Source organism: Streptomyces otsuchiensis (assembly GCF_004305975.1).
Lineage (GTDB): Bacteria > Actinomycetota > Actinomycetes > Streptomycetales > Streptomycetaceae > Streptomyces > Streptomyces otsuchiensis.
Genome location: NZ_BHZI01000551.1, coordinates 1 through 1,002 on the forward strand (window position 1 = coordinate 1; position 1,002 = coordinate 1,002).

General features: G+C 73.0%; 1 protein-coding gene. It reads right to left on the minus strand.

Translation table 11 applies throughout. From position 1 onward, the window contains the following. Nucleotides 1–1,000, minus strand: a 1,000-nt coding sequence (locus tag E0D90_RS25790; protein WP_130800317.1) for an NAD-dependent epimerase/dehydratase family protein, incomplete at its 3' end; no start/stop codon positions are given. Between the last annotated feature and the right edge of the window lie 2 nt (nucleotides 1,001–1,002).

The following is a 1,002-nucleotide window of genomic DNA, read 5'->3' on the forward strand; positions in this document are numbered from 1 at the left end:
CCCGCACACTCTTCCGCTCCATCCACCGATGGGCCGCTGTGGTGTGGGTCGCGGCCCATCGGTGGATGGAGCGGAAGAGTGTGCGGGAGGTGTCCTCGACCTGGTCGGTGACCGCGAAGGGCTCGGTCACCGACAGGTAGCCCTGGTAGGCGCGGAACGAGGTGACGCGCAGCAGCTGGGTGCGGTCCAGGTACTCCTCGGCGAACGGCAGGTAGAAGCGGTTCCACTGCTCGGGCGTGACGTAGGGCAGCCCCTTCAGGAGCGGCAGGTCCTGCGATTCCCGCCAGTGGTTGAGCGCGTCGCGGACGGTGTCGAACGCCTCGGTGACCCGCTGGGCGCGGTCACCGCGTCCCAGGACGGTCAGGCGGATCCCGTCCGGGGCCCCGGAGCCGAGGACCCGGGTCACATGCGTGGCGATGTCGTCGGTGCTGACGATGTCCAGCAGCGCCTTGTCCTCGGCCACCAGGGCGGGGACGGCGCCGCTGCACAGCGAGGCGGGCAGCCAGAAGAAGCCGCTGTAGCGGTCCAGGTGGCCGTCGGCGCGGGCGCCCATGGCGATGGGGAACCGCACGATGTCGGCACGGGCGCGCTGACGGTGCAGCAGCCGTTCGCCCGCGGCCTTGGACCACTCGTAGGAGTTGCGGTAGCTCTCCGGCGAGGTGGAGGTGACGTCCCCCTCCAGGCCGGTGGCGAAGGAGGAGGAGAGGTGGACGAGATGGGTGTCGGGACCGGCCAGGGCGAGCACGTCGCGCAGCGGTGCGACGTTGGCCTGCTCGGCCTGGTCGGCGGGCAGGTTCCAGCGGGTGTCGGCCGCGCAGTGCACGATGGCCCGCCAGGGGCGGCGCAGGGCGGCGGGCGGCTCCTCCCGTCCGGCCTGCCAGGAGTGCTGCGCCGGGCCGGGCCCGCCGCGTCGGCTGACGCCGTGGACGGTGTGTCCGGCGGCTTCCAGCGCGCGGCAGACGGCGCTGGAAGCCGCCGGACACACCGTCCACGGCGTCAGCC